The sequence below is a fragment of the Streptomyces sp. NPDC005811 genome (assembly GCF_040630405.1).
GTDB lineage: Bacteria > Actinomycetota > Actinomycetes > Streptomycetales > Streptomycetaceae > Streptomyces.
Genome location: NZ_JBEXXK010000038.1, coordinates 68,995 through 76,731, shown reverse-complemented (window position 1 = coordinate 76,731; position 7,737 = coordinate 68,995). Strand labels below are relative to the sequence as shown.

Below are 7,737 nucleotides of genomic sequence, written 5' to 3'. Positions count from 1 at the left end.
GGCCGGAGTTCGCCGGGCCGGAGTTCGCTGGGCCGGAGCTCGTGGGGTCGGAGTTCGTGGGGTCGGAGTTCGCCGGGTCGGAGCTCGCTGGGCCGGAGTTCGCCGGGCCGGAGTTCGCTGGGCCGGAGCTCGTGGGGTCGGAGTTCGTGGGGTCGGAGTTCGCCGGGTCGGAGCTCGCTGGGCCGAATTTCGCCGGGCCGGAGTTCGCTGGGCCGGGTGGCCTGTGGTTCCTCGTTCGGTGCGTCGAGCCGCCCGAGGGCCCTCGTCCCGCCCGGGCGGAGATCCTGCTCGACCGGGGCCCGTTCACCCTCGACGGGGAGCGGGAGCTGCTGCGCCGGCACCGCATCGACGTCGTGGTGACCAAGGACAGCGGGGGAGCCGCCACCGCCCCGAAACTGACGGCGGCCCGCGAGGCGGGCCTGCCGGTGGTGGTGGTCCGCCGTCCCCCGCTCCCCGAGGGCGTCCCCGTCACCCCCACCCCGGAGGCGGCGGCCCGCTGGGTCGCCGCACAGGAATCCCGCACGGCCGGCTGACCTCCGTACCGGCCCCTCACCCGCCGCCCGCCGCCGTCACTCCTCCTCGCTGGCGAGGGCGTTGACCGCCGCCGCGGCGATCGCGCTGCCCCCGCGACGGCCCCGCACCACCAGGTACTCCAGTCCGGACGGGTTGGCGGCCAGCGCGTCCTTGGACTCGGAGGCGCCGACGAAACCGACCGGCGCGCCGATCACGGCGGCGGGCCGGGGCGCGCCCGCCTCGATCATCTCCAGCAGCCGGAACAGCGCGGTGGGCGCGTTGCCGACGGCGACGACCGCGCCGTCCAGCCGGTCCCGCCACAGCTCCAGCGCGGCGGCGCTGCGTGTCGTCCCGAGCTCGGCCGCCAGTTCCGGCACGGCCGGGTCGGACAGGGTGCAGAGCACCTCGTTGCCGGCGGGCAGCCGTCGGCGGGTCACCCCGCTCGCCACCATCTGCACATCGCAGAGGACGGGCGCGCCCCCGCGCAGGGCCTCCCGGGCCCGTGCCACGACCCCCGGCGTGAAGGCCAGGTCCCGTACGAGGTCCACCATCCCGCAGGCGTGGATCATCCGGACCGCGACCTGTCCGACATCGGCGGGCAGCCCCGAGAGATCGGCCTCCGCGCGGATGGTGGCGAAGGACTGACGGTAGATGGCCGCGCCGTCCTTCTCGTAGTCGTAGCTGGTCACGGTGTTCGCCATGGCCGCGAGCATACCGAGAGCCCATGATCGCCACGATGACACTCCTGCTGTTATCTTGCAGCTGCATATCATTCGCAATAAGCTGGAAGGGTGTTGGACATGGCGGTGTACACGCTCCCGGAGCTGCCCTACGACTACACGGCGCTCGCTCCCGTGATCAGCCCGGAGATCGTCGAGCTGCACCACGACAAGCACCACGCGGCCTATGTGAAGGGCGCGAACGACACGCTGGAGCAGCTCGCCGAGGCGCGGGACAAGGAGGCCTGGGGCTCGATCAACGGCCTGGAGAAGAGCCTGGCGTTCCATCTCTCCGGGCACATCCTGCACAGCGTCTACTGGCACAACATGTCCGGCGACGGCGGCGGTGAGCCGCTGGAGAAGGACGGCACGGGCGAACTCGCCGACGCCATCGCGGAGTCGTTCGGCTCGTTCGCGAAGTTCAAGGCGCAGCTCTCCAGGGCCGCGGCCACCACCCAGGGCTCGGGCTGGGGCGTCCTGGCCTTCGAACCGCTGTCCGGGCGGCTCGTCGTCGAGCAGGTCTACGACCATCAGGGCAACGTGGGCCAGGGCTCCACCCCGCTGCTGGTCTTCGACGCCTGGGAGCACGCCTTCTACCTCCAGTACCGCAACCAGAAGGCGGACTTCGTCGAGGCGATGTGGCAGGTCGTCGACTGGCAGGACGTGGCCCGGCGGTACACCGCCGCCGGGGAACGCGGCGACAGCCTGCTCCTCGCGCCCTGAGCGCACCGGAACGTCCTGCTCGTGATCGTCTTCTCACCCTTCACGCGGCAGGCGGCAGGACGAGGGGCTCCCGCGCGGACGTGCGCGCGGGAGCCCTTCGGGGTCAGCGGCCGGTCGCGGCCCGGCGTTCGGCGCCCAGGCGGGCGAAGTGGCCGATGAGGTCGGGGGCGTCCACCGTCGCCGGGTCGACCGCCCGGCCGGCGGGAGCGCCCTGGAGCAGCCGCTTCACCGGGACCTCCAGCTTCTTGCCGGTGCGGGTGTGCGGGATGCCGGGCACCTCGATGATCTCGTCGGGGACGTGCCGGGGCGAGGCGCCGCCGCGGACGGCCTCGCGGATGCGGTCGCGCAGCGCGTCGTCCAGGACCGCCCCGGCGGTGAGGACCACGAACAGCGGCATCCAGTAGCCGCCGTCCGGCTCCTCCGCGCCGATGACGAGCGCCTCGGCGATCTCCGGCAGGCGTTCGACGACGTCATGGATGTCGGCGCTGCCCAGCCGTACGCCGTTGCGGTTGAGCGTGCTGTCGGAGCGGCCATGCACGATCACCGAGCCATGGCCCGTCATGGTGATCCAGTCGCCGTGCCGCCAGACCCGTGGATACGTGGAGAAGTAGGCGTCGCGGTAGCGGCCGCCGTCGGGGTCGTTCCAGAAGGACAGCGGCATCGAGGGCAGCGGGCGGGTGACGACCAGCTCGCCGACCCGGTCCGTCACCGGCGTGCCCGCGGGGTCGTACGCCGCCAGCGCCACCCCCAGGTGCGGGGCGGACAGTTCACCCGCCCACACCGGGGTGAGGGGCGTGCCGCCGGCGAAGCCGGAGACGATGTCGGTGCCGCCGCTGATGGAGGCGAGCAGGACGCGGTCGCCGACGTGGTCGCGGACCCAGGGGTGGGCGGAGGCCGGGAGGGCGGAGCCGGTGCAGCCGACCACCCGGACCGAGGACAGGTCGTGCACCGACGGGTCGATGCCGAACTTGGCCATCCCCAGCAGGTACTGCGGGCTGGTGCCGAACACGGTGACCCGGTGGCGGGCGGCCAGCTCCCAGAGCACGTCCGGGCGGGCGGCGGGCGCCGGGCCGCCGTCGTAGGTGCAGGTGGTCGCGCCGGTCAGCAGGGTGGAGACGATCAGGTTCCACATCATCCAGTGGGTGGTGGTGTACCACAGGAGGCGGTCACCGGGGCCCAGGTCGGAGTGGAGGCCCAGGGTCTTGAGGTGCTCCACCAGGACGCCGCCGTGGCCGTGCACGATGCCCTTGGGCGGACCGGTGGTGCCGGAGGAGAACACCACCCACAGGGGATGGTCGAACGGCACGGGGGTACAGGCGAGTTCCTCGGTGCGGCTGGCGGCGTCCTCCCAGGGGACGACGAGGGTCGGGTACGCCCGCGCGGGCCACGGCAGGCCCAGGTGGTCCACCAGCAGGGTCGCCTTCAGCGTGGGCAGCGCGCGGGCCAGTTCGAGCGCGGCCTCACGGCGGTCGTGCGAGACGCCGTTGAAGAGGTAGCCGTCGGCCGCGATCAGCACGGTCGGTTCCAGCTGGGCGAACCGGGCGGCGGCCGCCTGCGGCGCGTAGTCCTGCCCGCACACCGACCACACCGCGCCCAGGCTCGCCGCCGCCAGGAACGCCACGATCGCGTGCGGGGTGTTGGGGAGATGGCCGACCACCCGGTCGCCCTCGCCGACGCCCAGCTCGCGCAGGGTCGCGGCCACCGAGGCGACCTGTGCGCGCAGCCGTCGCCCGGTCACCTCGTACCCGGCGCCGGTCTCGTCCAGGGCGACGATCGCCGTGGCGTCGTCGGCGAGGGCGCGCAGCGCGTGGTGGGCGTAGTTGAGGGTGGCGCCGGTGAACCAGCGGGCGCCCGGCATGGTCTCCTCGGCCAGGACCCGCTCGTAGGGGGTGTCCGCGTCGATGCCGAAGTAGTCCCAGACAGCGCCCCAGAAGCCCTCCGGGTCGGTGACGGACCAGCGGTGCAGCGCGGCGTAGTCGGTGGGATCGGCGCCGGCGCCCCGGAGGGCGGCCGTCCGGCGGCCGAAGTCCGCCATCCGGCTCGCGGCGGCGGACTCCGGGTCAGGGGTCCAGAAGGGCTGGGTCATGGCAGGGGTCTCCTCGGCGAGGGACGGGACGGGGACACGGGCGGCTCGGCCGGTGTCCGGCCGGTGCACAGCAGGGGCGCCCACCCCGCCGTACCGGTGAAGTCGTCGCCGCCCTGCGGGACGACGTCCAGGACGACGCGGTCCGGCCGCAGCAGCACGGCGTCGGCGCGGCCCGTCCGCAGCCAGGCGGCGAGGGCGCCGTCGTCGCCGGACCGCCGCACCTCGACGATCCGGGCGCCGAGGGCGTCGGCGAGCGCGCGCGGCACGGGCGGCAGCGGTACGGCGGTCAGTACGGCGAAGGAGTCGCCGAGGACGTCGTCGAGGCGCACCCGTCGTCCGTCCTCGTCCGTCACCCGGGGCTGCGGGGCGTACGTCCCGCCGAGCGGGCCGCGGCGGACCAGCGGACCGGCGGGCAGCGGACGGCCGAGGTCCCGGCTCGCCCGGGCCGTCACCCCGGGGATCCGGCAGGCCGCCGCGACCGCGGCCCGGCGCACGGCGGCCGCGCGGTCCTGGCCGCCGGTCATGGCCCAGCCGGTGGCGACGGCGAGCCGCACGACATGGCGGGCGTGCGGTGCGCGTTCCCGCTCGTAGGTCTCCAGCAGACCGTCGTCGGCGCCCTGCCGCAGGACCCGGGCGAGTTTCCAGGCCAGGTTGTGGGCGTCCCGCAGCCCCGAGCACAGGCCCTGCCCGACGAACGGCGGGGTGAGATGGGCGGCGTCGCCGAGCAGGAGGACACGGCCCCGGCGCCAGCGGTCGGCGACCCGGGCGCGGAAGGTGTACGCGGCCTGCCGCACGACCCGGAAGTCCCCGGCGCGGGAGAGGTCCACCCAGGGGGCGACCAGCCGGCGCAGCAGCCCGTCGTCCAGCTCCTCGCCCGCGCGCAGCCGGAACTCCCAGCGGTAGCGGTGCTCGCCGATCCGCATGAAGGTCGCCGGCCGGTGCGGGTCGCACACCTGGTCGACGCCCTCCCAGCCGCGGACCGCGGCGGTCGTCGTGGCGTCGACGACGGTCCAGCGCTCCTCGAAGCGCAGGTCCTCCCAGACGGCGCCGACGGCGCCGCGGGTCAGGCTGTTCGCGCCGTCGCAGCCGAGGACGGCCGCCGCCGACAGGACGTGCTCCCCGTCGCCGTCGCGGTACGTCACCCGGACCGGGCCGGTGCCGTCCTGCGCGACGCCGGTGACCTCCGCGCCGCCGCGCAGCTCGCCCAGCGGGGTGCGGGCCAGGGCCTCGCGCAGCAGCCGCTCCAGCTCGGGCTGGTCGAACATGCTGGTCTGGGGGTAGCCGTGGTGGCCGCGCGGAGAGCGCGGGAACTCGGCGATCACCCGGTGCCGGGCGTCCAGCAGCCGCAGTCCCCGCGCGGGGCGGGCGAGCGCGGCGAACGCGTCGGCGATCCCGACGGCCTGCAGGATCCTGCGGACCTCGTCGTCGGCGGCGACGGCCCGGGGGAGGGGGTAGACGTCCCGGTGGCGTTCCAGGAGGACGGAACGCACCCCGTGCCGGGCCAGCAGCAGGGCGGCGGTCACGCCGACCGGCCCGGCGCCGACGATCACCACGGGGACGTCCGGCGCGTCGTGCGCGACGGTCATGTGCGGCTCGCTCACGGTCTCAGCGCGCGTCGGCGACGGGCGTGCGCTGCTCGCCGAGGTCGATGCGCCCGTCCGCCGTGGCGATCGCCGCGGTCATCACATCGCCCTGCCGCAGATAGCGCGGGTTCTTCGCCTGGCTCCTGAAGAACGCCTTCCACTTCAGCGCGGGCGGCAGCAGCGCGCCGATCTTCTCCACGGCCTTCGGCGGAGCCTTCAGCGCGGTGCCGCCGGGGGTGCCGGTCAGCAGCAGGTCGCCCGCGTCGAGGCGCTGGAACCGGGCCAGCAGGGTCAGCGCCCGGGCCGGGCGGACGATCATGTCGGCGAGGGTGCGGTCCTGGCGCGGGTCGCCGTTGACGGACAGCCTGAGCCGCAGATCGAGCAGGTGCGGGAAGTCCTCCGGCTCCGGCAGCGTCAGGTACGGCCCGGTCGGGGTGAAGGTCGGGTACGACTTGCTCTCGTAGAACTGCGTCCGCGTCAGCTGGACGTCCCGGGCGCTGATGTCGTTGGTGACGACCAGCCCGGCGACGTACGAGGGCAGGTCCCGCTCCTCGACGACCGTGCCCACCGGCAGCGGTGCGCCGAGGACCAGGCCGAGCTCGATCTCGTAGTCCAGGAACCGCACGTGCGGCGGCCGGACGACGGTGTCGCGCGGTCCGGTGACCGAGCCGGACGCCTTGCGGAAGAAGGCGGGCGGGAAGTCGCCGGTGAAGCCCGACTCACGGGCGTGGCTGCGGTAGTTGACCATCTGCGCGACCACCCGGCAGGGCGTGGTGACGGGGGAGAGCGCCGCCAGCCCCGCGGCGGGCGTGCCCGTCTCCCCGGAGCCGGCGGCCGCCCGCACGGCGGCCCGGTCGGCCAGCAGTTCGGCGGTCGTCTCGGCGGCGGTCCCGATCCGGACGGCGTGCGCGTCGCGCACCACCCACCAGCCCTCGGCCGTACGCAGGACGTTCGTGCTCATGAGGTCATCGCTTTCATCAGGCCCAGCAGACGTGCCGGGTCGAGTTCGTTGTCGCCGCGCAGCGCGCGCAGGACCTCGCGGACCTTCGCGGGGGACGGCGAGGCGCCGAGGAAGTCACGGGTGACCGGCGGCCCCCACTGGGCCAGCCCGCTCCCTGACATGGGCGCCCAGCCCGGTTCGAGGTCGCGCGAGAACAGGTCGCCGTCGGCGAAGTGCTCCAGCATGAGACGGTCGGGGTCGCGCCAGTAGTCGAAGAGCTGGCTGCCCTGGATGTGCCGGCCGATGCCCCAGCTGCGCCGGTAGCCGCGCTCGGCCAGGTACTCCCCGCCCGCGGCGATCGCGTCCAGGTCGGTCACCTGGTAGGCGGAGTGGACATAGCCGTCGCCCGGGCCCAGGTGCAGCGCGAGGGTGTGGTGGTCGACGGCCTCCGTACCCCGGTCGCAGCGGAGGAACGCCATCGTCGGACCCCGGTCGCGCTGCCCGTCCAGGAACAGGAAGTCGGACACGATCATCCCGAGCGTGTCGAGGTACCAGTCCAGCGCCCGCCCGAACACCCGGGTCTCCAGCACCACATGGCCGAGGCGCTGGATCCGGGACGGCTCGCGCGGCGGACGCTGTACGGCGTTCGTCCGCAGCGGCGCGGTGCCGGAGTTGAGGAGCAGGGGCCGCTGCCCGGGCAGCGCCGGGAGCTCCCGCGTGCCGTGCACCACCCGCACCGGGAGGCCGGACGGGTCCAGCAGGCCCACCGCCCGCCCGCCACCGGGTACGTCCGCCTCCCGTACGGCGCTCCCCGTGGCCCGTGCCAGCCGGTCCAGGTCGGCCGGCCCGGCCGCGCGGAACGCCGGGCCGACGAACCGGGAGGCACGGCCCCGGCGGATCACCATGCACGGCGGGCCGGCGAAGGTGCCGCGCAGCCAGAGGGCGTCCGGCGTCCGGGCCGCCACCGAGAAGCCGAAGTCGAGCGCGAACACCTCGGCGCGGTCCAGGTCCGGCTTCTCGAACTCCAGCCAGGCGAGGTCCGCCACCCTGATCACGGGGTTCCGGGAGCGGCCGGGATGCTCACCCCGCAGGGCGCCCCGCTCGCTGTGGAGGTCCTGATGGGCCGTCCGGGACATGGGCATCCTCCGCATCCGTCGAGCAACGTCGTGCAAC

The 7,737-nt window shown here is 74.6% G+C and carries 7 protein-coding genes; 2 read left to right on the top strand and 5 right to left on the bottom strand.

The window, feature by feature from the left end; translation table 11 throughout:
• Nucleotides 1-533 (top strand): precorrin-6A/cobalt-precorrin-6A reductase (locus ABZ490_RS33970; RefSeq protein ID WP_358998882.1); only part of this gene is annotated, 533 nt, incomplete at its 5' end.
• A 36-nt stretch (nucleotides 534-569) separates the two neighbouring features.
• On the opposite strand, the gene ABZ490_RS33965 is transcribed toward ABZ490_RS33970, so the two are convergent.
• Nucleotides 570-1,214, bottom strand: a complete 645-nt coding sequence (locus ABZ490_RS33965) for a precorrin-8X methylmutase (protein ID WP_358998879.1) — start codon at nucleotides 1,212-1,214, stop codon at nucleotides 570-572.
• Between the two features lie 99 nt (nucleotides 1,215-1,313).
• Between ABZ490_RS33965 and ABZ490_RS33960 the strand changes: the two genes are divergently transcribed.
• Nucleotides 1,314-1,955: a superoxide dismutase gene (locus ABZ490_RS33960; protein WP_358998877.1), complete on the top strand. Its 642-nt coding sequence runs from the start codon at nucleotides 1,314-1,316 to the stop codon at nucleotides 1,953-1,955.
• Between the two features lie 103 nt (nucleotides 1,956-2,058).
• On the opposite strand, the gene ABZ490_RS33955 is transcribed toward ABZ490_RS33960, so the two are convergent.
• From ABZ490_RS33955 to ABZ490_RS33940, 4 genes are read right to left on the bottom strand one after another with little or no spacing between them, the layout of a single operon-like run.
• Complete coding sequence (locus ABZ490_RS33955; protein ID WP_358998874.1) at nucleotides 2,059-4,041, bottom strand: acetoacetate--CoA ligase; 1,983 nt, start codon at nucleotides 4,039-4,041, stop codon at nucleotides 2,059-2,061.
• Nucleotides 4,038-5,627, bottom strand: a complete 1,590-nt coding sequence (locus ABZ490_RS33950; RefSeq protein ID WP_358998950.1) for a bifunctional 3-(3-hydroxy-phenyl)propionate/3-hydroxycinnamic acid hydroxylase — start codon at nucleotides 5,625-5,627, stop codon at nucleotides 4,038-4,040. The genes ABZ490_RS33955 and ABZ490_RS33950 overlap by 4 nt, the downstream gene beginning before the upstream one ends.
• Before the next feature lie 19 nt (nucleotides 5,628-5,646).
• Complete coding sequence (locus ABZ490_RS33945; protein WP_358998871.1) at nucleotides 5,647-6,585, bottom strand: fumarylacetoacetate hydrolase family protein; 939 nt, start codon at nucleotides 6,583-6,585, stop codon at nucleotides 5,647-5,649.
• Nucleotides 6,582-7,706, bottom strand: coding sequence for a VOC family protein (locus ABZ490_RS33940; RefSeq protein ID WP_358998868.1), 1,125 nt, complete (start codon nucleotides 7,704-7,706; stop codon nucleotides 6,582-6,584). The genes ABZ490_RS33945 and ABZ490_RS33940 overlap by 4 nt, the downstream gene beginning before the upstream one ends.
• Nucleotides 7,707-7,737: the final 31 nt, after the last annotated feature.